The 24,471-nt window shown below is 53.1% G+C and carries 22 protein-coding genes; 14 read left to right on the forward strand and 8 right to left on the reverse strand.

Translation table 11 applies throughout. The features are described 5' to 3' along the window. Positions 1–122 precede the first annotated feature (122 nt). The 7 genes from IM290_RS00005 (at position 123) to IM290_RS00035 (ending at position 7,130) form a co-directional block, all read left to right on the forward strand. On the forward strand, positions 123–731 hold the full coding sequence (locus IM290_RS00005; protein ID WP_040117226.1) for a fimbrial protein: 609 nt from the start codon (positions 123–125) through the stop codon (positions 729–731). A gap of 80 nt (positions 732–811) precedes the next feature. Next, complete coding sequence (locus IM290_RS00010; RefSeq protein ID WP_193042071.1) at positions 812–1,555, forward strand: fimbrial chaperone; 744 nt, start codon at positions 812–814, stop codon at positions 1,553–1,555. A gap of 81 nt (positions 1,556–1,636) precedes the next feature. Continuing rightward, positions 1,637–4,228, forward strand: coding sequence for an outer membrane usher protein (locus IM290_RS00015; protein WP_150390733.1), 2,592 nt, complete (start codon positions 1,637–1,639; stop codon positions 4,226–4,228). A 28-nt stretch (positions 4,229–4,256) separates the two neighbouring features. Continuing rightward, positions 4,257–4,832, forward strand: a complete 576-nt coding sequence (locus tag IM290_RS00020) for a fimbrial protein (RefSeq protein WP_032670546.1) — start codon at positions 4,257–4,259, stop codon at positions 4,830–4,832. A 26-nt stretch (positions 4,833–4,858) separates the two neighbouring features. After that, positions 4,859–5,422, forward strand: a complete 564-nt coding sequence (locus tag IM290_RS00025; protein WP_193042070.1) for a fimbrial protein — start codon at positions 4,859–4,861, stop codon at positions 5,420–5,422. Positions 5,423–5,436: 14 nt separating this feature from the next. Beyond that, positions 5,437–6,045, forward strand: coding sequence for a fimbrial-like protein (locus IM290_RS00030; protein ID WP_193042069.1), 609 nt, complete (start codon positions 5,437–5,439; stop codon positions 6,043–6,045). Between the two features lie 11 nt (positions 6,046–6,056). Further along, complete coding sequence (locus IM290_RS00035; RefSeq protein ID WP_193042068.1) at positions 6,057–7,130, forward strand: fimbrial protein StkG; 1,074 nt, start codon at positions 6,057–6,059, stop codon at positions 7,128–7,130. Position 7,131: 1 nt separating this feature from the next. On the opposite strand, the gene IM290_RS00040 is transcribed toward IM290_RS00035, so the two are convergent. The 4 genes from IM290_RS00040 to IM290_RS00055 all read right to left on the reverse strand — a co-directional run bounded on the left by IM290_RS00040 (position 7,132) and on the right by IM290_RS00055 (position 10,682). Further along, on the reverse strand, positions 7,132–8,379 hold the full coding sequence (locus IM290_RS00040) for a polysaccharide deacetylase family protein (RefSeq protein WP_193042075.1): 1,248 nt from the start codon (positions 8,377–8,379) through the stop codon (positions 7,132–7,134). A 63-nt stretch (positions 8,380–8,442) separates the two neighbouring features. Continuing rightward, positions 8,443–8,883: a PTS sugar transporter subunit IIA gene (locus IM290_RS00045; RefSeq protein WP_015572698.1), complete on the reverse strand. Its 441-nt coding sequence runs from the start codon at positions 8,881–8,883 to the stop codon at positions 8,443–8,445. Positions 8,884–8,988: 105 nt separating this feature from the next. After that, positions 8,989–9,759 (reverse strand): ABC transporter permease, encoded by a 771-nt coding sequence (locus tag IM290_RS00050; RefSeq protein ID WP_006810078.1) that lies wholly within the window; start codon positions 9,757–9,759, stop codon positions 8,989–8,991. Further along, positions 9,756–10,682 carry an ABC transporter ATP-binding protein gene (locus IM290_RS00055; protein WP_017383763.1) on the reverse strand — a complete coding sequence of 309 codons (927 nt, stop codon included), beginning with the start codon at positions 10,680–10,682 and terminating at the stop codon, positions 9,756–9,758. Before IM290_RS00055 ends, IM290_RS00050 begins: the two co-directional genes overlap by 4 nt. 107 nt (positions 10,683–10,789) lie before the next feature. On the opposite strand from IM290_RS00055, the gene can reads away from it, so the two are divergent. Further along, positions 10,790–11,452, forward strand: coding sequence for a carbonate dehydratase (gene can / locus IM290_RS00060; RefSeq protein ID WP_003856301.1), 663 nt, complete (start codon positions 10,790–10,792; stop codon positions 11,450–11,452). Positions 11,453–11,516: 64 nt separating this feature from the next. On the opposite strand, the gene hpt is transcribed toward can, so the two are convergent. Then, positions 11,517–12,053, reverse strand: a complete 537-nt coding sequence (gene hpt / locus IM290_RS00065; RefSeq protein WP_003856303.1) for a hypoxanthine phosphoribosyltransferase — start codon at positions 12,051–12,053, stop codon at positions 11,517–11,519. Positions 12,054–12,259: 206 nt separating this feature from the next. Between hpt and IM290_RS00070 the strand changes: the two genes are divergently transcribed. Continuing rightward, on the forward strand, positions 12,260–14,650 hold the full coding sequence (locus IM290_RS00070; protein WP_193042067.1) for a glucose/quinate/shikimate family membrane-bound PQQ-dependent dehydrogenase: 2,391 nt from the start codon (positions 12,260–12,262) through the stop codon (positions 14,648–14,650). An 87-nt stretch (positions 14,651–14,737) separates the two neighbouring features. On the opposite strand, the gene cueO is transcribed toward IM290_RS00070, so the two are convergent. Further along, positions 14,738–16,297: a multicopper oxidase CueO gene (gene cueO, locus IM290_RS00075; protein WP_032652587.1), complete on the reverse strand. Its 1,560-nt coding sequence runs from the start codon at positions 16,295–16,297 to the stop codon at positions 14,738–14,740. A 145-nt stretch (positions 16,298–16,442) separates the two neighbouring features. Here cueO and IM290_RS00080 point away from each other — a divergent pair, with 145 nt between their 5' ends. The 3 genes from IM290_RS00080 to speD all read left to right on the forward strand — a co-directional run bounded on the left by IM290_RS00080 (position 16,443) and on the right by speD (position 18,556). Next, positions 16,443–16,790, forward strand: coding sequence for a YacC family pilotin-like protein (locus IM290_RS00080; protein ID WP_003856306.1), 348 nt, complete (start codon positions 16,443–16,445; stop codon positions 16,788–16,790). A gap of 101 nt (positions 16,791–16,891) precedes the next feature. Continuing rightward, the gene (gene speE, locus IM290_RS00085; RefSeq protein WP_015572694.1) at positions 16,892–17,761 is read left to right on the forward strand and encodes a polyamine aminopropyltransferase; all 870 of its coding nucleotides are present in this window, start codon (positions 16,892–16,894) and stop codon (positions 17,759–17,761) included. After that, on the forward strand, positions 17,762–18,556 hold the full coding sequence (gene speD / locus IM290_RS00090; protein ID WP_017383765.1) for an adenosylmethionine decarboxylase: 795 nt from the start codon (positions 17,762–17,764) through the stop codon (positions 18,554–18,556). It abuts the gene before it with no gap. A gap of 31 nt (positions 18,557–18,587) precedes the next feature. Here speD and yacL read toward each other — a convergent pair whose 3' ends face one another. Together yacL and acnB are read right to left on the reverse strand one after the other, a co-directional pair. Further along, positions 18,588–18,950: a protein YacL gene (gene yacL, locus IM290_RS00095; RefSeq protein WP_017694501.1), complete on the reverse strand. Its 363-nt coding sequence runs from the start codon at positions 18,948–18,950 to the stop codon at positions 18,588–18,590. A 212-nt stretch (positions 18,951–19,162) separates the two neighbouring features. Further along, positions 19,163–21,760 carry a bifunctional aconitate hydratase 2/2-methylisocitrate dehydratase gene (gene acnB, locus IM290_RS00100; protein WP_017383766.1) on the reverse strand — a complete coding sequence of 866 codons (2,598 nt, stop codon included), beginning with the start codon at positions 21,758–21,760 and terminating at the stop codon, positions 19,163–19,165. 449 nt (positions 21,761–22,209) lie between these two features. Between acnB and IM290_RS00105 the strand changes: the two genes are divergently transcribed. Then, the gene (locus IM290_RS00105; RefSeq protein WP_193042066.1) at positions 22,210–23,664 is read left to right on the forward strand and encodes a DUF3300 domain-containing protein; all 1,455 of its coding nucleotides are present in this window, start codon (positions 22,210–22,212) and stop codon (positions 23,662–23,664) included. 10 nt (positions 23,665–23,674) lie between these two features. After that, positions 23,675–24,466 carry a DUF2950 family protein gene (locus IM290_RS00110; RefSeq protein WP_040117221.1) on the forward strand — a complete coding sequence of 264 codons (792 nt, stop codon included), beginning with the start codon at positions 23,675–23,677 and terminating at the stop codon, positions 24,464–24,466. The last annotated feature ends 5 nt before the right edge of the window (positions 24,467–24,471 follow it).

Genomic DNA, 24,471 nt, shown 5'->3' on the forward strand with positions numbered 1-24,471 from the left:
GTTTAAATCATGCACAACATCTATATTTCATTGAAATTAACAATATAATTTGCCACGAAATTTAATTTCAAATAAAAGATTTACGGGCACTTATTATTCACTCAACGAATATGGATATTTAAATGATTTCTAAAAAATATGGTTTGGCAATTGCTATGGCAAGCGTATTGGCTGCGGGTTCAGCGGTAGCAGCAGATCCTGACACCGGCACTATTACTTTCCACGGCATGGTTTCTAACAATACTTGCCAGGTCTCCCTTGACCAGAAAATCGATCAGAACGGTAACGATTTTGACGTGACTCTGGACACTGTATTTGTGCGTGATTTCGCAAACGCATTGGGTAGCACCAGCACCCTGGGTGAAAAGAAATTCAGCCTTTCACTGACCGGTTGTGATACCGCAACTGTGAAGAAAGCATCTGCACAGTTCTCTTCCTGGGCTGGCTCCTCTTCTACCGAAGGCGGTCTGCTGGTTCCACCAAGCAATGCTCAGGGTTCAGCTAAGAACGTTAACCTGGTGCTGTCAAACGACGGTAACTCAGCTACCGATCAGATCAAAATTGACCAGACTAACAACTCCCAGAAAGCAACCATCGATGGAACTTCTGGCGCAGGAAACCTGTACTACCGCGTAGCGTACACGCAGGGTCAGGGTTGGGATGCAACAAGTAATCCAGTTTCTGCTGGTACCGTGCAGGCACAGGTTGCCTTCACCATGATTTACGAATAAGAGATTCGTAAACTTTAAATTAAGTAATCCTTCATGATGAGTGAGGGATTGCTTGTGTAATTCCAAAAGGAAGTGGAAAAATGTCTCATTCAGTCTTCATTAAAAGTTTTCAAGTCGTATTGCTCGCAACTGCCGTTTTGGCCACATCGAATGCAAGTGCGGATATTGTTATTTCCGGCACCCGTATTATCTATCCACAGTCATCGAAGGATGTTGTTGTTAATCTCGATAACCATGGAACCAAACCGCTTTTGGTTCAAACCTGGCTTGATGATGGGCGTGATGGCGTAAATCCGGAAGAGTTAAAGCTTCCTTTTATCATTACCCCTCCAGTATCCCGTATTGACCCGAAAAAAGGCCAATCCGTACGTATTACCTACACAGGTACACCTTTACCACAGGATCGTGAATCGCTTTTCTGGTTCAATGTCCTGGAGATTCCACCAAAATCAAAAGCTGCGGATAAAGAGAATCTTAACCAGCTTCAGCTGGCATTCAGAACACGTATTAAATTCTTTTACCGTCCTGACGGGTTAAAAGGCTCGGCAGGTGAAGCAGCTGAGCATTTAACATGGACGCAGAAAAAAGAAGGAAACGCGGTTAAGCTTGTTGCCCATAATAATTCACCGTATAACGTCTCCGTTTCGGCGGTAACCATTAAAGCCAGTCAAAAAACATACGACGTTGATCATAAGGCCGTTCCACCGTTCAGTGATACCACAATGACGGTTAAAGGTTTAGCTTCTGCCGTAAATGGTAAAGTAGAGTTTGATTCTATTAATGACTATGGCGGCACAGACCATCACGAAGCGGGACTAAAATAGAGCACCCTTTAATACATATAATAATTAATAGCATTAACTCTGTGGAGAGGACCCTCTCTGCACTGATTAAGTGGATGTGCCATGTTATTTAAACGTTCTCTTTTATGTCTTACGATAAGTGCAGCATTGCCTTTTTATGCCTGTGCAGAAAATATCACGCCAGCAAAAGATCTGCCTGATAATGAAGAAGAGGTCGAGTTTAACGATCAATTTCTTTTAAATGGCAGCGCTAATATTGATATTAATCGTTTTTCACATGGCAACCCGGTTTTACCGGGGACCTATCGCACTAAGATCAACCTGAACGGTAAACTGAAGTCCACCGTGGAGGTCACGTTTAAAGATAACGGAACACCTCGTGCGACCCCGTGCATAACAAAACTGCTGCTGTCACAATCGGGTGTCGACACCAGCACATTGCCTGACGGACCGGAAGACGATGAAACCTGCGTCGATATTAAAAAATCTTTCGCTGGCGCTTCGGTTAGCTATGACAGTGGCAAGCAGGCTATGGATTTTAATTTTCCCCAGATTTATGTGCTGAAACGCCCGGCGGGCTATGTCGATCCATCGTTGTGGGATAACGGGATTCCTGCCGCTCTGTTCTCTTATGACATGAACGGCTGGCGTAGCGAGAACAACGGCAGTACATCAGAAAGTGCATATGTAGGGTTACGCTATGGCCTGAATATGGGGCCATGGCGCCTGCGCTCGCGTGGCAATTTTAACTGGGACAAAGATAGCGGCACAAAATACTCCAGTCAGGATGTCTATTTGCAGCGCGATATCACACCGTTGAGTGCCCAGTTTGTCATCGGCGACTCTTACACGCGTGGCGAGGCATTTAACTCTATGAGCCTGCGCGGCGCACGCATGTACAGTGACGATCGCATGCTGCCAATGGGGTCCACAGGCTACGCGCCTGTCATTCGGGGTGTCGCGAACAGTAACGCGAAGGTCAGCGTCACGCAGAGCGGCAATAAGATTTATGAAACCTCGGTGCCACCAGGCGCGTTTGAAATAAACGACCTGAGTACCACAGGTTACGGAAATGATTTACTGGTAACGATTGAAGAAGCGGATGGCAGCAAACGCTCCTTTACCGTACCCTTTTCATCCGTCACGCAGATGCTCCGTCCGGGAGCCTCTCGCTGGGACGTCGGTTTAGGTGAATTAAATGACGATTCACTGATTGATGCGCCTAAAGTGGGTTACGGTACGCTTTACTATGGCCTGAATAATACGTTCACGGGTTATATTGGCGCGCAATATACCGACATGGATTTTTATGCCGGTATTCTCGGCGTGGCAATGAACACCCCTGTTGGTGCGTTTGCATTCGACGTTACGCAATCTTATGCAGATATTGAGGGGCTGGATAAATTAAGTGGGCAAAGTTATCGTTTAACCTACAGCAAAATGATTGAGTCGACGAATACTTCCTTTAACGTTGCGGCTTATCGTTTCTCGACGGAAGACTACCTGACGCTTAACGATGCGGCGCAACTTCAGGACAGTATTAGGCACCAGAAGTACTCAAACCGTAGCTATGACTCAAACGAAGCGCTATATGCAGACTATCAGCGCACCAAAAACCAGGTGCAAATTAGTCTTAACCAACCGCTAACCTCCGGAGAAGACAATTTTGGCTCCCTGTATGTAAGCGGCACCTGGCAGGATTACTGGAACGCGACGGGCTCTACTTCCAATTACAATATTGGGTATAACAATAGCTTCACCTACGGCAGCTACAGCTTGTCATTACAGCGAACCTATGATCAGAACGGCAAGAAGGACGACAGCGTTTATTTAAGCCTAAGCATTCCATTAAGTGTATTCTCAAAAGATAGAGGGAATGCCGGTGGATTCTCGAACATCAATATGGGATTACGTTCCGACCTTAAAGGCGGCACAAGCTTTAACACGTCCGCGGGTGGAAATACGCAAGATAATAAGGTGAGTTATTCCGTTAGCGCCTCGTCAAACAGTGGTAATTATGGTGACCTGAATCAGATAAGCGGCTACGGGTCCTATAACAGTGAATATGGCCCGCTGGGTTTATCTGCCTCTTTTGGTGATGACAACAGTAAACAATATTCTGCCTCCTATAACGGTGGCATGGTCATCCATTCAGGAGGTATTGCATTTGCGCCAGGGAGTATTGGTGACAACGATGCGCTGGCACTGGTCAAAGCGAGTGGTGCGAAAGGCGCCGGTATCGGCTTTGGTAACAGCGAAATAGGCAGTTCCGGCTATGGCATTCTGCCTTATATGTCTGCCTACCGTGAAAACCGCGTATACCTTGATATCAGCACGCTGGAAAACGACGTTGAAATTAAAAACACCAGTGAAATTACGGTTCCCCGCAGTGGTTCCGTTGTGCTGGTTGATTTTGCAACCGATGAAGGTCGTTCATTAATTTTAGAACTTAAGCGCACCGATAACGGATTTATTCCTTTAGGCGCTGATGTTTTAAATGAAAAAAATGAATCTATTGGCACCGTGGGACAGGCGGGGCAAGCCTATGTCCGCGGCGTTGAGGATGAAGGCACGCTTCATGTTGTCTGGGGAAGCGATAAAGACAGTAAATGTGACGTGCATTATAACGTCTCATCACATGCTCAAAAAGTAGGACTTACAACGGTGCTCAGCAATCAAGTGTGCCAGATGTAATTATTCGGGAAAATAGACGAGAGTTTGTATGAAAAAAAATCTTTATAGCCTGTCAGTCGTTGCCGTAACGATGCTGGCGTTATCAGGTTCGGCGCTCGCCGAGGGCACGAATCTCGATGTTAACTTTACGGCTAATATCCGTGAAACCACATGTGATATGAAACTGGTTGGTGGTACGGGATCCGATGTACAGCAAACGCTGCTTCTTGGTAAGAATGGGCAGGTACGACTTGACGATGCTAAAGCCGGAACGGCAAATGCCAATTTCAAAATCGTGATAGTTGAATGCCCTGCGTCCCTTACCTCACTGAAAACCACAGTTAGGGGGACCCCGTCAGGCTATTTGCCTAGCGGACTTGTGAACCAAATATTAAAAACTAGCGGTGGCGCCGATTTCTCTGCTGTCGAAATTGCCAGAACTGATACACCGGATGCTCCCTTTATCATTAACTCTAAAATGGATGAAGAGCGCCTGGTCTGGACCTCGACAGAAATCCAAAATAAGGAAGTTCCTTTGGTAGCCACATTACGTGAAACACAGGCCGGCAAGATGACCCTAGGTGACTTCCAGGCCGTGGCAACTTTCGAATTCAGCTACGAGTGATTGACGCAGGAAAACGGAGCAACATTATGAAATTCAAATCAACTTTAATCGCCCTGTCCGTTTCTGCCCTTCTGTTTTCTGGAATGGGTAATGCAGCAATTACAGGCACTGGTAGTGTCGAAATGACAATAAAAACGAAAGTCGTTTCAGGTACATGCACGGCAAAAGTACTCAACGGTGCAGGCACCGCATCTAGTGAAATTGCATTTGGAGATGTCTACAAATCGGATCTGGTGAATAAGACCCGTGTCGAACCACTCAAAATTCGTTTTACCAATTGTTCTGGGGTTGAGAAGGCAACGGTCACTGCCGCAAAAGGCGCTGGCGGCGAATGTAGTGGTACAGCCAAAAATGGCGACTCTTTCTCCGGCGGCTTAGCAACAGGCTTTGAAATCTGGTCTGGCGTTGTCGATACAGGCTTATTGATGAGCTGTAACACGCCACCGGCAGCTCAGGAAGTCACCATTACTGACGGCGCGGGTGAATTCCCAATGAACTCCCGAATTGTAGTCGGACAAGACCAAACTATTGCTGATGTAGGCACTGGTGCCGTTACCGCGCCGGTAACATTTACCGTTACCTACCAATAATTCCAGGAACCATCATGCAACAATCACCGTTTAATTTACACCAGCCCGGTCTTGTGTTGCTTATCGGTCTGGCTGGTAGCACTCTGCCTGGCGTAAGCCAGGCAGAGTCAGCTGTAGATATAAACCTGACAGCAAATATTGTTAATAATACTTGCCAGTTGAGCATTGAAAACGGCGGAGAGATTTATTTGCCGACCGTAGCACGAGACTGGTTTTATAACAGCGACAAGAGCGATCGTTTATCGCCAACCGATGATGATGCAGGAACGCCTTTTACGATCCACGTGGATAACTGCTATGCGAGCAGTACAGAAGGCGCAACGATTAGCCAACTGAAATTCAGTTTTTCGCCGCAGAATGGTTTCTGGAGCAATCACAACCAGGTGTTTAAAAACGATGCTACAGCCGGCGCGGCTGAAAATGTGGGTATCGTTATTTTCTCTGAAAAATACAAAACGAACGTTTTGAAAAATGATGGAACATCTAACGTTATTTACGATGTCAATGGAAGTAGCGGGAGCTATATAAAGGATTATGGATTTCACGCACGTTACCAGAACGTTGGCGCTGTCACCAGCGGCACGGTGGTGAGTAGCGTTCTGGTGAATGTGAGCTACGAATAAAAGGATTTATGATGAAGAAACTACTGAATATATTAGTATTCGTGATGCTCGGGATTTCTGGCACAACACATGCCGCGTTAGAATGCAAATTTAACAGCAATGACACGCTGCTCATTATGTCTCCGGGTACACAACCGGTTATTACTCCCCTGCCTGTTGGTTCAGTAACGACGCCCGTGCAGATCAGCAACACGATAATTATGGAGACGACACCTTCATTGACATCGCATTGTGCTGTTGGTAACGACGGTGAGAACGTTTATCAAATGACAAACAAGGCCATGCTTTATGGGGAGATTGATGGCAAAGCCACGTTTAGAACAAACGTTCCGGGGATAGTCTATACGCTGGCATTTTACCCTGATGGTAACGGCGTAACGGCCTGGTTCCCACCCAATGCGAATGCGTTTTACCTTACCGGCAACGACCATGATAATGAAGGTGCCGTGGATGGCAAAACGTGGCATGTGCGCATGGAATTTTGGCAAACAAACGGATTCGTAGGCGTTCCGGCTGATGAGAATTTCCTCACCGCGAGCAGTGGACCTATCGGCCAAATCATTCTCGGTAATCCAGAAGGGACGACAACGGACGACCACCCTCGTCCCTATGTGAATATGTCTCAGATGTCATTTAGTTTTCCCTTAAACCGTCCAACGTGTGCTCTACGTGCGCCATCGACGGTCAATCTGGGTGACTGGTATCCCGGTGAAGTCGAAAACGGTACGCCTCCTAAAGTCGAGTTTCACATTACGGGTACATGTGTAAATACCATACTGGTTCAATACACTCTCTCATCCACCCATACAACGTCAGATAAGAAATCTTTTACCAACACCGTCGAGAGTAATGGTGGTGTCACCGCGGCAGGCGGCGTCGGCGTGCAGATTTTCGATAATTACAGTGATAATTACCCGGTTCCTGCAGAGAGCTCCAAACGCGTCATAGCAGAGGGAGCACAGTATGGCGATCCCGTCACTACTGTAGACAAATCAATTTGGGCCAGGCTGGTTAAAATTGGCAGCGACCCGGTAACCGTCGGAGTTTTCGGCACTACCGTGACCTTCCAGACCACCTACGAATAACCTACCCCTGCGGCTGATTGCTGATCAGCCGCGACATTGTCTCCAGCGAATCCGTTCTCAGAATATACAGTCGCTTCAGTAAGAACGGATTATCCCCCGGCTTCACCTTCCCCTTCACCGTTGTCACTGCCAGATGAAAACCGGCATCATTCGCGGCTTTAATCGCTTTATTGTCATACCCGCCAAACGGGTACGAAACATACAGCACGCGCGGGTTGAACTGCGCCAGTGCACGCCGTGAGCGTTCAAAATCGTACAGGATCACGTGATAGCTGCGGCTCAATAAGATGGGGTGTTTATACCCATCCACGCGATGCAGGAAGTGGGTGTGAGACTGAATGTCGAACACATCCTGAATGGCCTTGATTTCCTGAACGCTCATAAACTGTAGCGATCGGGGATCCCACTTCTGAGGGTGACCTTTGATACGGGATGAGATAATAAACGCCGTCGCGTTGAAGCCATACTCTTTCAGCACCGGATACGCGTAGCGGCTCACCGATTTCAGGCCATCATCAAAAGTGATCACCACCGCTTTCGCGGGCAGATTCATCTTGTTACGTACGTACCCTTCAAGCTGGTACATCGTCAGCGTGGTATAGCCTTGATCGCGTAACCAGGTCATCTGATTATTAAACGCACGTACGCTGGTTGTCGTGGAGGTATGCCGAAAACGGGTGTTCTCTTCATCACGCAGGATATGGTGGTAGGTCAGAACCGGCAGTCCGTTATCTTCCTGTGCATCCAGGCTGCTGATCCACGCCAGACGATTGCCGATGCGAATTTGAAACCAGGTCTGGTTCAGGCGATCTTTCAGCTTATTCAGAATCGGATAGCGAAGATTGGCGCTTAAGGTGCCAAAGGGCGCGCTTCCGCTGCTGGGGGCGTTATACACCGGCGTGTCTTTCCAGGTGATGAGGTTTTGATTGCTGAGCGGCTTGTTCAGATCGCCCAGACTATCCTCGACGCGTTGCTTACCCTGCACTTTTTCCAGGTGCTCTTTATCAATAAACCCCGTACCGAATCCGAAACGAAATTCATAGTAATCCGCCGCGGCCGGAAAGACGGCGAGGATCTGCCCGGCGCGGACATTGCCCACGTTCACGACGGCATTTCCCACCTGCGCCCAGATGGCCGCATCTTCGGTGGTTTGCATATATTGGGCAGGAAGGCCTTGCTGACTGGTCAGGCTGGCAGACGCACCACCGGAGACCAGTAGCAGAAGGATAAAGATAACGCGCATGAGCATGGGATATAAATCGATACGGAAAATCAGTCGCCATTGTAGCAAAAGCGACATCAATACCAATGTTTAATGCTTATACAGATCGTGAAGCAGAACGAAAGGCGGATTCTTCTGCTGCTGGTGCCACAGGCTGCTCACGCCCGGCGAGCCCTGCGCCACAATGGCGTGACGAAACTCAGCGCTGCTCAACGTTGCGCGCAGCGGATACATCGCTTCGAGTAAAGGCAGGCTGATACCGGAGATCACTTCACAGTTATCATGCTTATGGCTCATTAACGCCGCTGAACGGTAAGGCGCCGCGCCCGATCTGTCGGTGAGAAAAATCACGCCATCACCGGTGTCGGTTTCATGCAGCGCGTCGCACATCATCCGGCTTAGCATATTGGTGCTCAGCCCTCGCCAGTAATTTACCGCACGACATTGCGCCAGAGGGCCAAATCGGGCCTCCAGCTTCAGGAGCATTTCCTGTGCCTCTTCATCGTGGCAGGTGATAACCCATCCCAGCATAACGTCTCTCCTTAGCAGGCGAGTAGTTTATCCAGGTGAAGGTTAGTTTACGGTGATAACTGTCAAAGAAAGTGCCCGGCAAACAGAACGTCGCCGGGCAGAAGATTAGCTACGCAGCCCACGTCCACGCTGGATCAGATACCAGCACAGCAGATAGAACGCCACGATAAATACCGCCAGCACCACAACGGTGGTGAACAGCGGGACATCGGTAATGCCGAGGAAACCAAAGCGGAAGCCGCTGATCATATAGACAATCGGGTTCAGGTGCGACAGCGCCTGCCAGAACGGCGGCAGCAGCGTCAGGGAGTAGAACACCCCGCCCAGATAGGTTAGCGGCGTCAGCACAAAGGTCGGGATCAGGCTGATGTCATCGAACGTTTTGGCGAACACGGCGTTCAGCAAACCGGCCAGTGAGAACAGGATCGCAGTAAGCAATAACGTGAGCGCGACGAATAGCCACGAGTGCACCTGGAACGGCACGAAGAACAGCGAAATCGCCGTCACCAGAATACCCACGCACAGCCCGCGCGCCACGCCACCGCCCACGTAACCGGCGATAATGACGTGCGTCGGCACTGGCGCCACCAGCAGCTCTTCAATGTTGCGCTGGAACTTGGCGCTGAAGAATGAGGATGCCACGTTCGCGTAAGCGTTGGTGATCACTGCCATCATGATCAGGCCCGGCACGATAAACTGCATATAGGTAAAGCCGTGCATCTCACCAATGCGGGAGCCAATCAGGTTGCCGAAAATGATGAAGTAGAGCGTCATGGTGATCACCGGCGGCACCAGGGTTTGCACCCAGATGCGCATAAAGCGGTTAATCTCTTTCGCCCAGATGCTTTTCAGCGCGACCCAGTAAAGATGCGTCATGCCTTGTCTCCTTGTTTATCGTGCACCAGAGAGACAAACAGCTCTTCCAGTCGGTTCGCTTTGTTACGCATGCTTAATACCTGAACGCCCTGCGCGCTCAACTGGGAGAACACGCTGTTGATTCCCTGCTCGCGCAGCACTTCTACCTCCAGCGTCGAGGTATCGACCAGGCGATAGTTATACCCCTCCAGCTTCGGCAGGGCGCTTTTCGCCGCCAGATCGAGGATAAAGGTCTCTGATTTCAGCTTGGAGAGCAGGTTCTTCATCGAGGTGTTTTCCACCAGCTCGCCGTGCTGAATGATGCCGATGTTGCGGCACAGCATCTCTGCCTCTTCCAGGTAGTGTGTGGTCAGGATGATGGTGGTGCCTTTGTCGTTCAGATCCTTCAGGAAGCCCCACATGGAACGACGCAGTTCAATATCCACGCCAGCGGTCGGTTCATCAAGAATGAGCAGCTTTGGCTCGTGCATCAGCGCGCGAGCAATCATCAGGCGGCGCTTCATCCCCCCGGACAACATCCGCGCGCGCTCGTTACGCTTCTCCCACAGGTCAAGCTGCTTGAGATACTTTTCGCTGCGCTCTAGCGCTTCTTTGCGCTCAACGCCATAGTAACCCGCCTGGTTAACAACAATCTGCTGTACCGTCTCAAACGGGTTGAAGTTGAACTCCTGCGGCACCAGCCCCAGCTGGCGCTTGGCGTTGACCACGTCTTTTTGCAGGTCGTAGCCAAACACGCTAACGCGGCCCGAGGTTTTATTGACCAGCGAGCTGATAATCCCGATGGTGGTCGATTTTCCCGCCCCGTTCGGCCCCAGAAGCGCGTAGAAATCTCCCGCTTCGACTTTAAGATCTATCCCGCGCAGCGCCTGGACGCCCCCCGGGTAGGTTTTTTTGAGCTGTTCAAGCTCCAGTGCAATCGCCATGAATTCAACTTACCTTAAGTTCTGACACACGTTGTGTGGTTTCATTAAAAGTCGGGTTACCCTATAGTAGCGCAACGCAATCACTTGGTTACAGGTCGCTAACCTCCATGAACGACATAGATACACTCATCAGCAACAATGCACTATGGTCAAAAATGCTGGTGGAGGAAGACCCCGGATTTTTTGGAAAACTGGCACAGGCGCAGAACCCGCGCTTTCTCTGGATTGGATGTTCCGACAGCCGCGTCCCCGCCGAACGTCTGACCGGTCTTGAACCGGGCGAACTGTTTGTTCACCGCAATGTTGCTAACCTCGTTATTCATACCGATCTCAACTGCCTTTCGGTTGTTCAGTATGCCGTTGACGTTCTGGAGGTTGAGCACATCATTATTTGTGGCCACTACGGCTGCGGCGGCGTACAGGCGGCGGTCGAAAATACAGAGCTGGGGTTAATCGATAACTGGCTGCTGCACATCCGTGATATCTGGTTCAAACATAGCTCACTGCTGGGCGAAATGCCGCAGGAGCGCCGTCTCGACACGCTGTGTGAGCTGAACGTGATGGAGCAGGTCTATAACCTGGGCCACTCGACGATTATGCAGTCTGCCTGGAAACGCGGACAGAAGGTCTCCATCCACGGCTGGGCGTACGGTATTCACGACGGCCTGCTACGCAATCTGGAAGTGACCGCCACCAACCGCGAAACGCTGGAACAGCGTTACCGCTCGGGAATTGCCAACCTCAAGCTTAAGCACGTTAACCATAAATAACAAAGCCGGGGGTTTTCACCCTCTCCCTGTGGGAGAGGGCTGGGGTGAGGGCATCAGCCCGCAATTATTCGTCCAGAATCACTACTTTCCCAACATACGGCAGATGGCGATAACGCTGTGCGTAATCAATGCCGTAACCCACCACGAATTCGTCCGGGATGGAGAAACCAACGAACTCCACCGGCACCTGCACTTCACGGCGCTCAGGCTTATCCAGCAGAGTACAAATCGCCAGTGATTTTGGTTCACGCAGGCTCAGGATCTCACGCACTTTAGAGAGCGTGTTGCCGGAGTCGATGATGTCCTCAACAATCAACACATCTTTGCCACGAATATCTTCATCCAGATCTTTCAGGATTTTCACATCACGGGTTGTGGACATGCCGCTGCCGTAGCTGGAGGCGGTCATAAAATCGACCTCGTGCGGCACCTGCACTTCACGGCACAGGTCTGCCATGAACATGAAAGAGCCACGCAACAGACCGACCAGCACCATTTCGCTGCCGCTGTCCTTGTAATGTTCGGTGATTTGACGACCCAGTTCGGCGATACGCGCTTTGATCTCGGCTTCCGGGATCATCACTTCAACAGTATGTTTCATATTACTAACCAAATGATTTTAGTGAAAATCTCTCAATGCGGATGACTCTCGCTCCGGCATCGATACGCAAGCCAGCCATTATACCAGTAATTGGATAAGCCTGGCGTATGAGTTATAAAAAGCAATATTTGTGATTCCGATCACAGTTGTTAATACCTATAATTAATTGCTAGCAAATAATTAACAAAACTGACGAGTACTTTTCTATGGCTGAAACAAAAACTAAACAGCCGCGTCTACTGGTGACATTAACAGCCGCGTTTGCCGCGTTCTGCGCGCTGTATTTGTTAATCGGTGGCGTATGGCTGGTCGCGATTGGCGGCTCCTGGTACTACCCGATTGCGGGTCTGGTTATGGTTGGCGTAACCGTCCTGCTTTTACGCAGAAAACAATCTGCTCTGTGGCTGTACGCAGCGTTACTGCTCGCAACCATGATCTGGGGCGTCTGGGAAGTCGGGTTCGACTTCTGGGCGTTGACGCCGCGCAGCGACATTCTGGTCTTCTTCGGTATCTGGCTGATCCTGCCGTTTGTCTGGCGTCGTCTGATCGTCCCTTCCAGTGGCGCCGTGGCCGGTCTGGTCGTTGCCCTGCTGATTAGTGGCGGCATCCTGACCTGGGCCGGTTTTAACGACCCGCAGGAGATCAACGGTACGCTGAACGCGGAATCCACGCCGGCTGCGGCTATTTCGCAGGTGGCGGACGGTGACTGGCCTGCTTATGGTCGTAACCAGGAAGGTCAACGCTACTCCCCGCTGAAGCAGATCAACGCGGACAACGTGAAAAACCTGAAGGAAGCCTGGGTATTCCGTACCGGCGACCTGAAGATGCCAAACGATCCGGGTGAGCTGACCAACGAAGTGACCCCGATTAAAGTGGGCAACATGCTCTACCTGTGTACGGCGCACCAGCGTCTGTTCGCGCTCGACGCGGCTACCGGTAAAGAGAAATGGCACTTTGATCCACAGCTGAACTCCAACCCGTCGTTCCAGCACATTACCTGCCGCGGCGTCTCTTACCACGAAGCGCGCGCCGATAATGCCAGCCCGGAAGTCATTGCCGACTGTCCTCGCCGCATTATGCTGCCGGTGAACGATGGCCGCCTGTTTGCCATTAACGCTGAGACCGGCAAGCTGTGCGAAACCTTCGCCAATAAAGGCATTCTGAATCTTCAGACCAACATGCCGGACACCACGCCGGGCCTGTATGAGCCGACCTCCCCGCCAATCATCACCGATAAAACCATCGTGATTGCCGGTTCGGTAACGGATAACTTCTCTACCCGTGAAACCTCCGGCGTTATCCGTGGTTTCGACGTGAACACCGGTAAACTGCTGTGGGCCTTCGACCCGGGCGCGAAAGATCCTAACGCGATCCCATCGGATGAACACACCTTTACCTTTAACTCACCGAACTCCTGGGCACCGGCAGCGTATGACGCGAAGCTGGACCTGGTCTACCTGCCGATGGGCGTGACCACGCCGGATATCTGGGGCGGTAACCGTACGCCGGAGCAGGAACGTTACGCCAGCTCCATCGTGGCGCTGAACGCAACGACCGGTAAACTGGCATGGAGCTACCAGACCGTTCACCACGATCTGTGGGATATGGATATGCCGTCCCAGCCGACGCTGGCGGACATTACCGTTAACGGTAAAACCGTACCGGTGATTTACGCCCCGGCGAAAACCGGTAACATCTTCGTGCTTGATCGCAGTAACGGTAAGCTCGTTGTTCCTGCGCCGGAAAAACCGGTTCCGCAGGGTGCGGCCAAAGGCGACTACGTCAGCAAAACGCAGCCGTTCTCTGACCTGAGCTTCCGTCCGAAGAAAGATCTCAGCGGTGCAGACATGTGGGGTGCCACCATGTTTGACCAGCTGGTATGCCGCGTGATGTTCCACCAGCTGCGCTACGAAGGGATTTTCACCCCGCCGTCAGAGCAGGGTACGCTGGTCTTCCCGGGTAACCTGGGGATGTTCGAATGGGGTGGGATCTCCGTTGACCCTAACCGTCAGGTCGCCATCGCTAACCCAATGGCGCTGCCGTTCGTTTCCCGCCTGATCCCTCGTGGTCCGGGTAACCCAATGGAGCAGCCGAAAGATGCGAAAGGCAGCGGTACCGAAGCCGGTATCCAGCCGCAGTATGGCGTTCCTTATGGTGTGACCCTGAATCCGTTCCTTTCTCCGTTCGGTCTGCCGTGTAAACAGCCTGCCTGGGGTTACATCTCTGGTCTGGATCTGAAGACCAACAAGATCGTCTGGAAGAAACGTATTGGTACGCCACAGGACAGCATGCCGTTCCCGATGCCTGTTCCAGTGCCTTTCAATATGGGTATGCCAATGCTGGGTGGCCCAATCTCCACCGCCGGTAACGTGCTGTTCATCGCGGCAACCGCAGATAACTACCTGCGCGCGTACAACATGACCAACGGTGAGAAACTGTGGCAAGGCCGTCTGCCAGCCGGTGGACAGGCAACGCCGATGACCTATGAAGTGAATGGCAAGCAGTACGTTGTCATCTCTGCGGGTGGTCACGGTTCGTTTGGCACGAAGATGGGCGACTATATTGTCGCGTATGCACTGCCTGACGACGCTAAGTAACGAAAAAGCCCGGTGGCGCTAACGCCTACCGGGCCTACGGGTGCCCTATGTAGGCTGGGTAAGGCGAAGCCGCCACCCGGCTTTTTTTTATACGGTAAAACCGAGCATCATCCCCGTATCTTCATGCTCCAGCAGATGACAGTGGGCCATATAGGCAAACTCTTTCGGCGCCTCGTGGTCGAACTTCACCAGCACCTCGCTGACGCCGCCTTCCACCCTCACCGTATCTTTCCAGCCCGCACGATGCGCCTCCGGCGCTTTACCATTTTCAGACAGAATACGGAACTGCGTGCCGTGGATATGGAACGGGTGCAGCATCATGTCGCCTTCGCCTGAAATAACCCAGCGTTCAAACTGCCCTTTCGTGGCGGCGAACATGGGCGTGTTCATATCGAACGCTTTGCCGTTGATGCGGTTGGCGTTGTGGAAATCGAAACCATGGCCGCCGTGATCCATGCCGCCCATTTTACCGTGGTCCATATTCATATGGCCCATCATCTGGCCGTGATGCATTCCCGCCATGGCCTGATTGCCGTACTTCTTCATCAGCGCCTGCATGCCCATCATGTCTAGCATCGGATCCATAGAAAGCTGAAGTTTACGCTGCGTAAGCCCGTCCAGCGACGGGAGTGCTGGCAGCGTGGTGAGGGTCTCCGGCAGCGTACCGGAGGCGGTGATCTGTAGCGGCTGAATGCGCAGGACCGGATGCGGCTTATCAAACGGCGCAACGGCCATCCCCATCTGGCTGACCGGCAGGGTCACCAGGTCAAACGCTTTGCCATCGCTGATGTCCACCAGCACCTCGAAGCGCTCCCCCATCAGCATCGGCAGCTCGCTCACCTTCACCGGCTCCGGCAGCAGGCCGCCGTCGCTTGCCACCACGTAAAGCGGGCGTTTATCGCTGGTGGCGAAGTTCAGCGAGCGGGCGTTACAGCCGTTAAGCAGACGTAAGCGCAGCCAGCCTTTTGGCGCGGCATGCTGCGGGTAGATCGCGCCGTTGGTCAGGAGTGTATCGCCAAACCAGCCTACCGCCGCGCTCATTACGTCCAGCTGATAGTCAATTTGCCCGTCAGCGTTGAATTTTTTGTCCTGCACAATCACCGGGACATCGTCGATTCCCCACTGTTTTGGCAGGCGCAGCAGGCGGCTTTCATCGTCTTCAATCAGCACCAGGCCGGCCAGCCCCATCGCCACCTGATGGCCCGTTTTGCCATGCTGATGCGGGTGGAACCAGCAGGTCGCCGCGCGTTGTTCCGGAGTAAAGGTTACGCTGCGTTTACCACCAGGCCTGATAATGCCCTGAGGCCCTCCATCCACTTCGCCCGGGACTTCCAGCCCGTGCCAGTGCAGCGTGGTCTCTTCCGCAAGCGTGTTATGAATGTCTACCGTCACCGCCTTCCCTTTGCGTAACTGCAACGCCGGGCCGAGCAGATTGCCGTTATAGCCCCACGTCGTGGCGGCGTGCTGACCGAACGTGGTTTTACCGGCCTGCACCACAAGCTGAATGCGGCTGCGGGCATCTGCGGCGAGTAATTCAGGAATGGGTAAAGCCGGTCTGTCGGCGGCAAAAACGGCGCGGCTCCAGAGAGGTAACGCGCTGGCAACCCCCAGTGCGGCAGAAAATTTTAAAAAATCACGACGTTGCATGTGCATTTCCTTATTTCCAGCAGGCGATCTTTTGAGCATAAACCCTCCCCTTACCGGAAGGTCAAGCACGGCGGCAATAATAAAGATCGTCGGCCTGGCATCAAGTATGCTAACGTTAATTTTCCGTGATGCAGTGGTAAAGGCAATGAAGACGTTTTTCAGAACAATTTTGTTCGCCAGCCTGATGGCGATGTGTGCGAACAGTTACGCGCTAAGTGAAAACGAAGCGGAAGATATGGCCGATCTGACGGCAGTTTTTGTTTTTCTGAAAAACGATTGTGGTTACCAGAATTTACCCAATGGGCAAATTCGTCGCGCACTGGTCTTTTTTGCCCAGCAGAACCAATGGGACCTCAGCAACTACGACAGCTTCGACATGAAGGCGCTCGGTGAAGACAGCTACCGTGATTTAAGCGGTATTGGCATTCCCACTGCTAAAAAATGCAAAGCGCTGGCTCGCGATTCACTCAGCCTGCTCGCCTACGTGAAGTAACCTTCCCGACGCCCCTTGTTGACCCGTTAACCGCCTCACGGCGGTGTTGTGTTGCGCCCATCTGCCGGATGTAATGGATGTTAACGAAGGAGGTGCTCCCCATGACCGAAAAAACGGTATGGCAAGAAACGCTGCATGACCAGTTTGGTCAGTATTTTGCCGTGGATAACGTGCTCTATCATGAGAAAACCGATCATCAGGATTTGATAATCTTCGAAAACGCCGCCTTTGGCCGCGTGATGGCGCTGGACGGCGTGGTGCAAACCACCGAGCGCGACGAGTTTATCTATCACGAAATGATGACCCACGTCCCGCTGCTGGCCCACGGCCACGCGAAGGACGTGCTGATTATCGGCGGCGGCGACGGCGCGATGCTGCGTGAAGTCTCTCGCCATCAGAATGTCGAAACCATCACCATGGTGGAAATCGACGCCGGTGTGGTGTCGTTCTGCCGCCAGTATCTGCCCAACCATAATGCCGGCAGCTATGACGATCCGCGGTTTAATCTGGTTATCGATGATGGCGTCAATTTTGTTAACCAGACTACGCAAACGTTTGATGTCATTATCTCTGACTGTACCGACCCTATCGGTCCGGGCGCGTCGCTGTTTACCTCGTCGTTTTACGAAGGCTGCAAGCGCTGCCTGAAGCCTGGCGGAATTTTTGTGGCGCAAAACGGCGTTTGCTTCCTGCAACAGGATGAAGCGCTTGATAGCCACCGTAAGCTGAGCACCTATTTTGCTGACGTCAGCTTCTACCAGGCGGCGATCCCCACTTACTACGGCGGGATCATGACCTTTGCCTGGGCGACGGATAACGACGTTCTGCGCCATCTCTCTACCGAGATCGTGCAGGCCCGCTTCCACCAGGCCGGACTCCAGTGCCGCTACTACAACCCGGCGATCCACACCGCAGCCTTTGCGTTGCCTCAATATCTGCAAGACGCGCTGTCCTCAAAGGAGGTGAACTAATTGAAAAAGCTTAAACTGCATGGCTTTAACAATCTGACCAAAAGCCTGAGTTTTTGTATTTACGATATCTGCTACGCCAAAACAGCAGAAGAGCGCGATGGTTACATCGCCTATATCGATGAACTCTACAACGCCAACCGTCTGACCGAGATCCTGACAGAGACCTGCTCGATTATCGGCGCGAACATCCTGAATATCGCGCGCCAGGATTATGAGCCTCAGGGTGCGAGCGTCACCATTCTGGTGAGTGAAGAGCCGGTTGACCCGAAGCTTATCGACAAAACCGAGCACCCCGGCCCGCTGCCGGAAGTGGTAGTCGCCCACCTGGATAAAAGCCACATCTGCGTGCACACCTACCCGGAAAGCCACCCGGAAGGCGGGCTGTGTACCTTCCGCGCGGATATTGAAGTGTCGACCTGCGGCGTGATTTCACCGCTGAATGCGTTGAATTATTTAATCCACCAGCTGGAATCCGATATCGTCACTATTGATTATCGCGTGCGTGGTTTTACCCGTGATATCAACGGCATGAAGCACTTCATTGATCATGAGATCAACTCCATTCAGAACTTCATGTCCGAAGACATGAAGTCGCTGTACGACATGATGGATGTGAACGTCTATCAGGAGAATATCTTCCATACCAAGATGATGCTTAAAGAGTTCGATCTTAAGCACTATATGTTCCACACCAGGCCGGAAGATTTAAGTGAAGAAGAGCGTAAGGTCATTACCGACCTGCTCTGGAAAGAGATGCGCGAAATTTACTACGGCCGTAACATTCCGACCGTGTAAACGTGATCCGGAGCAGGGACGCTTCGGGGAGTTACTTCTGTTTCATAAAATCGCGGTAGGCGTTCAACACGCTCAGAAAGTCTTCCACGCCGCAAAGCGACAGGCTCTCTTCGTCGTAGTAGCTCATCCCCTCTTCCATCTCATCACCCGAGAACTCAAGTTGGTTGGCGCGCACCATCACCTCTTCGCCATCCATCCACAGCGTGTATTCGTGCCCGGCGCGTTGCCAGGAGCGTTCACTGCCTTTCACCGTTTCCGCCGCCTGTTCGACTTCATCCAGCAGCGCGAGGTTCTCTTTCACCTCTTCGTTAAACCAGTGTCCAACGGCTTCGTGCCCCATCGACATTCGCACTTTCACCACGCCGGTGATGTCGCGCAAAAATTCGTAATCCATAGCGTTTTCCTCTGCAAAGCCATTAGGGTAATTATCGCAGCAGAGAGGAAGAAAAAAAGCGGGAGAGGTGGGAGGAATGAAAATAAAAAACCCACCGACGTTGCGATGGGTTTTGTAGGCCCGGTAAGCGTAGCGCCACCGGGCAATGGGTCAGGTGCGGAGCGGTCTGGTGCCCTCACCCCCAGCCCCTCTCCCACGGGAGAGGGTAGCATTTATACTGCGGTCTGGAAGATCACCCCGTCAGCCTTCTCGGTGTACTGAGAGAGCTGGTCGAAGTTCAGATAACGATAAGTATCCACCGCCGTCTTATCTACCTGAGCCACAAAGGTCTGGTACTCTTCCGGCGTTGGCAGTTTGCCAATCAGCGCCGCAACCGCCGCCAGCTCCGCAGAGGCCAGGTAAACGTTCGCCCCGGTTCCTAAACGGTTAGGGAAGTTACGGGTTGAGGTGGAAACCACCGTCGCACCGTCGGCCACGCGCGCCTGGTTGCCCATACACAGGGAACAGCCAGGGATTTCGATACGCGCCCCGCTCTTACCAAACACGCTGTAGTAGCCCTCTTCGGTCAGCTGCGCCGCATCCATACGGGTTGGCGGCGCCACCCACAGACGGGTCGGCAGCTGGCCTTTGTGGGTATCCAGCAGCTTACCGGCAGCACGGAAGTGGCCGATGTTGGTCATACAGGAGCCGATGAACACTTCGTCGATCTTATCGCCCTGCACGTCAGAGAGCAGACGCGCATCGTCCGGATCGTTAGGCGCACACAGGATTGGCTCTTTGATATCCGCCAGATCGATCTCAATCACCGCCGCGTACTCTGCGTCAGCGTCGGCTTCCAGCAGTTGCGGATCCGCCAGCCATTTTTCCATGCCCTGAATACGACGCTCCAGCGTACGACGGTCGCCGTAGCCTTCCGCTATCATCCACTTCAGCAGCACGATGTTGGAGGTCAGATACTCAATAATCGGCTCTTTGTTCAGCTTGATGGTACAGCCCGCCGCAGAACGCTCGGCAGAGGCATCGGTCAGCTCGAACGCCTGCTCCACTTTCAGATCCGGCAGACCTTCAATTTCCAGAATGCGGCCAGAGAAGATGTTTTTCTTGCCTTTCTTCTCAACGGTCAGCAGACCCTGTTTAATGGCATACAGCGGGATTGCGTGCACCAGATCGCGCAAGGTAATGCCCGGCTGCATTTTACCTTTGAAGCGCACCAGCACCGATTCCGGCATATCCAGCGGCATCACGCCGGTCGCTGCGGCAAACGCCACCAGACCGGAACCCGCCGGGAAGGAGATCCCGATTGGGAAACGGGTATGGGAGTCACCGCCGGTACCGACGGTATCCGGCAGCAGCATGCGGTTCAGCCAGGAGTGGATAACGCCGTCGCCCGGACGCAGGGAGACACCGCCACGGTTCATAATGAAGTCTGGCAGCGTGTGGTGCGTGGTTACGTCAACCGGCTTCGGATACGCCGCGGTGTGGCAGAAGGATTGCATCACCAGATCGGAAGAGAAGCCCAGGCACGCCAGGTCTTTCAGTTCATCACGGGTCATTGGGCCAGTGGTGTCCTGAGACCCCACGGAGGTCATTTTCGGTTCGCAGTACGCGCCAGGACGGATACCAGTGACGCCGCAGGCGCGACCCACCATTTTCTGCGCCAGAGAGTAACCGCGGTTGCTCTCGGCCACGTCTTTCGCCTGACGGAATACGTCACTGTGCGGCAGACCCAGCGCTTCACGCGCTTTGGTGGTCAGGCCACGGCCGATGATCAGCGGAATACGGCCACCGGCACGCACTTCGTCGATCAGCACGTCGGTTTTCAGTTCGAAGCTGGCCAGCAGTTCGTTGGTTTCGTGGTTGCGCACTTCGCCTTTATACGGGTAAACGTCAATCACGTCGCCCATGTTCAGGTTGCTCACGTCCACTTCAATTGGCAGCGCGCCCGCATCTTCCATAGTGTTGAAGAAGATTGGCGCAATTTTGCCGCCGAGGCACAGGCCGCCGCCGCGCTTGTTCGGCACGTGCGGAATGTCGTCGCCCATGAACCACAGCACGGAGTTGGTGGCGGATTTACGGGAAGAACCGGTACCAACCACGTCACCGACGTAAGCCAGCGGGAAACCTTTTTGTTGCAGGGCTTCGATCTGTTTGATCGGGCCAACCACGCCTGGCTGATCCGGCTCAATGCCTTCACGGGCGTTTTTCAGCATCGCCAGGGCGTGCAGTGGGATATCCGGGCGAGACCATGCATCCGGCGCCGGAGAAAGGTCATCGGTGTTGGTTTCACCGGTCACTTTAAAGACGGTAACGGTAATTTTTTCAGCAAGCTGAGGGCGGTTCAGGAACCATTCGGCATCGGCCCATGACTGCATCACCTGCTTCGCGTAAACGTTGCCTGCTTTGGCTTTTTCTTCCACATCGTAGAAGTTATCGAACATCAGCAGCGTCGAAGAGAGCGCTTTGGCAGCAATCGGCGCCAGCTTGTCGTTATCCAGCGCGTCAATCAGCGGATGAATGTTATAACCGCCCTGCATGGTGCCGAGCAGTTCAATCGCTTTTTCAGGAGTAACCAGTGGGGAGGTGGCTTCGCCTTTGGCAACGGCGGCAAGGAATCCGGCTTTTACGTAGGCAGCTTCATCTACGCCAGGCGGTACACGGTTGATCAGCAGATCTAACAGGAATTCTTCTTCGCCCTCAGGCGGGTTCTTCAGCAGCTCGACGAGCGCGGCCATTTGGGTTGCATCTAACGGTTTGGGTACAATTCCCTCGGCGGCACGTTCTGCTACGTGCTTACGGTATTCTTCTAGCACGACGGTTCTCCTCGCTCTCATTGTCATATGCGGCGGGCGTTCTCTTCACGCTCCTGTGAGACAGCAGTTTGTAGGGTAAATGCCCGATACCGCGTCGGGCAGCATAGCAGGATTTCTGCACAGTGTTAATCTGTTTACAAAAAAGCAACATTAAAAAATTTGCTGAATCGTTAAGCATGGTATAGCACCCCGTCACCGGGCCCGAAAGCAGTTCCGTAAGTTTGTCGCCACCCCAGCAGCTAGCTGCTGGCCGCTCGCAAGAGCGGCCTTCTGAATGTCCGTCGCCTGCTCAGCCGTCCGATATAATTGTGTAATAAATACTCACACTCTTTATCCGGATGCTTCGGAGGTTTTCCCAACAAAAGTTAAAACTGTAAAACACGGGTGAATGATACTCGCGGCAACAGCAACGCCTCACGGCACTGCACTCGTCTCGTTGGAGTCAATCTATGAAGTTGCCTTTTAAACCACATCTTCTTGTTCTGCTTTGCAGTGCGGGGCTGTTTGCCGCCTCGGGCGTCATGTTCGTTAAAAGCCGCGCAACGGAACCCGCTCCCGCACTTGCGCCGGTAGCCCCGCAGCTCCCCGCCCCGACAGCACAACCTGCCCCGGTGGCGACTCCGGCCTATACCGCCGCGCAGATCGATCAGTGGACAGCGCCCATTGCGCTCTATCCCGACGCGCTGCTGTCGCAAATTCTGATGGCCTCAACCTATCCGGCGAGCGTGATTCAGGCCGCCCAGTGGTCAAAGGACAACCCTAAAATTCAGGGCGATACCGCCATTCAGGCGGTCAGCGGGCAGCCATGGGATGCCAGCGTGAAATCGCTGGTCGCCTTTCCGCAGTTAATGTCGTTGATGGGAGAAAACCCGTCGTGGGTACAGAGCCTCGGCGACGCCTTTCTGGCCCAGCCAAAGGATGTGATGGATTCCGTGCAGCGTCTGCGCCTGCTCGCGCAGCAGACAGGCACGTTGCAATCCACCCCGCAGCAGACCGTCACCACCGTGAAAAAATCTGCGCCAGCCTCCACCAGTACAGCCGCGACGTCAACGTCGGCTAGTCCGACGGTGATTAAAATTGAGCCAGCCGATCCACAGGTGGTTTATGTCCCTACCTACAACCCTTCCACCGTTTACGGCACGTGGCCAAACGCCAGCTATCCGCCTGTGTATCTGCCCCCGTCTCCCGGCCAGCAGTTTACCAATAGTTTTGTCAGAGGCTTTGGCTATAGCCTCGGCGTAGCCACTACCTATGCGCTGTTCAGTAACATAGACTGGGACGATGACGACGAACATCATCACGATCATGATGACGATCACCACGGCGGTTATTCGCATAACGGCGATAACATTAATATTAATGTTAATAACTTCAATAAGATCACCGGCGAGCACCGTACCGATAATCATCAGGTCTGGCAGCATAATCCGGCCTACCGCAACGGCGTGCCCTACGCCAATAGCCAGCTTGCCAGCCGCTATCATCAGACTTCAGTGCCGGGAGGGCTGAGCGCTACCCGGCAGCAGACGGTCAACCGCGATAGCCAGCGGCAGGCTGCGATGGCGCAGATACAGCAGTCGACGGTCAAAACCCTCACACAGCTACAGCATGGCGACGCGCATTTCCCGCAACATTCAGCGTCCGCGCAGCAGCTGAAGCAGCTCTCTCAGCGCAGCAACTATCGCGGCTACGACAGCGCGCGGCCCCACGCACAACAGATGAATAATACTCTTGCGCAAACCAGACGCCCGACGCAGGTTCAGCATCAGCCGCTGCGGGCAAACGCCCTGAGCGGCAACGACAGCCGCTCGGCCAACTGGCAGGCCCAGCACCAGCGCGGGCTGCAAAGCCGCCAGCAGCTGTCCGAACATCATACCGAACACCGTGAATTCCATCGTCGTTAAGGAAGCCGCTATGAACATGAAACCGATCGGTGGAATGCTGTTGTTGATGGTATCCACCTTCGCCTGCGCCCAGCAATCTTTCTCCACGCCTGAGCAGGCGGCCAATGCCCTGACGAAGGCCATCAGCGAGCAGAATGAGAGCGCGATGGCCGACCTGCTGGGGGATAACTGGCGCGACTATCTGCCACCTGAAGGGGTTGATCCGGAGGCGGTAGCTCGATTCCTGCGTGACTGGAAGATTAACCATCGTACCGAAATCAGCGGCGATATTGCCCATCTGTCAGTTGGCGATAACGGCTGGCAACTCCCCATACCGGTAGTGAAGAAAAAAGAGGGCTGGCAATTTGATATGCAGAAAGCGGCTGATGAGATCCTGACCCGCGAAATCGGCCGCAACGAACTCGCGGCTATCGAAGCGCTGCACGCCTACGTCGACGCACAGCAGAGCTACTACGCCATGAACCACCGCTATGCGCAGAAGATTGTCAGCACGCCAGGGCTAAAAGACGGCCTGTACTGGCCCATCTCGCCGGGCGAAGCGCCAAGCCCGCTGGGTCCCGCCTTCAGCCCGCCGGAGCCGGGTATGGGCTATCACGGCTATCGGTTCCGCATTCTGCCGGATAAAAATGGCTTTGCGATGGTTGCCTGGCCCGTGAGCTATGGTCAGACGGGGGTAATGAGCTTTGTCGTTAACCAGGATGACAAGGTGCATCAGGCAAATCTCGGCAACGATTCGGCACAAAAAGCGCAGGCGCTCGCTGCATACCACCCGGATAAAACCTGGCAGCCTGTCACCCCCTGAACGCG

Origin of the sequence: Enterobacter cloacae complex sp. S1, from assembly GCF_014930525.1 — a bacterium.
GTDB classification, from domain to species: domain Bacteria; phylum Pseudomonadota; class Gammaproteobacteria; order Enterobacterales; family Enterobacteriaceae; genus Enterobacter; species Enterobacter hormaechei_C.

Coding starts and splice junctions, on each gene's coding strand:
- IM290_RS00005 (WP_040117226.1), top strand. CDS start 123: ATGATTTCTAAAAAATATGGTTTGGCAATTGCTATGGCAAGCGTATTG.
- IM290_RS00010 (WP_193042071.1), top strand. CDS start 812: ATGTCTCATTCAGTCTTCATTAAAAGTTTTCAAGTCGTATTGCTCGCA.
- IM290_RS00015 (WP_150390733.1), top strand. CDS start 1,637: ATGTTATTTAAACGTTCTCTTTTATGTCTTACGATAAGTGCAGCATTG.
- IM290_RS00020 (WP_032670546.1), top strand. CDS start 4,257: ATGAAAAAAAATCTTTATAGCCTGTCAGTCGTTGCCGTAACGATGCTG.
- IM290_RS00025 (WP_193042070.1), top strand. CDS start 4,859: ATGAAATTCAAATCAACTTTAATCGCCCTGTCCGTTTCTGCCCTTCTG.
- IM290_RS00030 (WP_193042069.1), top strand. CDS start 5,437: ATGCAACAATCACCGTTTAATTTACACCAGCCCGGTCTTGTGTTGCTT.
- IM290_RS00035 (WP_193042068.1), top strand. CDS start 6,057: ATGAAGAAACTACTGAATATATTAGTATTCGTGATGCTCGGGATTTCT.
- IM290_RS00040 (WP_193042075.1), bottom strand. CDS start 8,379: ATGCTCATGCGCGTTATCTTTATCCTTCTGCTACTGGTCTCCGGTGGT.
- IM290_RS00045 (WP_015572698.1), bottom strand. CDS start 8,883: ATGCTGGGATGGGTTATCACCTGCCACGATGAAGAGGCACAGGAAATG.
- IM290_RS00050 (WP_006810078.1), bottom strand. CDS start 9,759: ATGACGCATCTTTACTGGGTCGCGCTGAAAAGCATCTGGGCGAAAGAG.
- IM290_RS00055 (WP_017383763.1), bottom strand. CDS start 10,682: ATGGCGATTGCACTGGAGCTTGAACAGCTCAAAAAAACCTACCCGGGG.
- can (WP_003856301.1), top strand. CDS start 10,790: ATGAACGACATAGATACACTCATCAGCAACAATGCACTATGGTCAAAA.
- hpt (WP_003856303.1), bottom strand. CDS start 12,053: ATGAAACATACTGTTGAAGTGATGATCCCGGAAGCCGAGATCAAAGCG.
- IM290_RS00070 (WP_193042067.1), top strand. CDS start 12,260: ATGGCTGAAACAAAAACTAAACAGCCGCGTCTACTGGTGACATTAACA.
- cueO (WP_032652587.1), bottom strand. CDS start 16,297: ATGCAACGTCGTGATTTTTTAAAATTTTCTGCCGCACTGGGGGTTGCC.
- IM290_RS00080 (WP_003856306.1), top strand. CDS start 16,443: ATGAAGACGTTTTTCAGAACAATTTTGTTCGCCAGCCTGATGGCGATG.
- speE (WP_015572694.1), top strand. CDS start 16,892: ATGACCGAAAAAACGGTATGGCAAGAAACGCTGCATGACCAGTTTGGT.
- yacL (WP_017694501.1), bottom strand. CDS start 18,950: ATGGATTACGAATTTTTGCGCGACATCACCGGCGTGGTGAAAGTGCGA.
- IM290_RS00105 (WP_193042066.1), top strand. CDS start 22,210: ATGAAGTTGCCTTTTAAACCACATCTTCTTGTTCTGCTTTGCAGTGCG.
- IM290_RS00110 (WP_040117221.1), top strand. CDS start 23,675: ATGAACATGAAACCGATCGGTGGAATGCTGTTGTTGATGGTATCCACC.